The sequence below is a fragment of the Monashia sp. HAY1-2A genome, from assembly GCF_056755315.1.
The window spans coordinates 1-246 of the sequence record NZ_JBNDHY010000647.1 but is presented as its reverse complement, the minus strand read 5'-3'; the positions used below and the strand labels follow the sequence as shown (position 1 = coordinate 246).

Here is a 246-nt window from a genome sequence, read left to right as displayed (position 1 = left end):
CCCCCCCCCCCCCCCCCCCCCCCCCCCCCCCCCCCCCCCCCCCCTCCAAAAACAAAACACCCCCCCCCAGACTACTACGCGTCTCGTGGGCTCGGAGATGTGTATAAGAGACAGGCTCGACGGTGTCGTGCAGCGGCGCCGGGCGCAGGTAGCGCACGTCGAGCCCGGCCGTGACGTACGACAGGTCGGCGCCGGGCAGTGGTGGCCACCCGCCGCGCTCCGCCTCGAGCATGACCGCGGCCGCGC

General features: G+C 74.8%; 1 pseudogene. It reads right to left on the bottom strand.

Annotation, left to right across the window (positions count from 1 at the left end):
* Positions 1 to 246 (bottom strand): annotated as a pseudogene (locus ACPYOM_RS23400) (hypothetical protein); the annotation flags it as partial.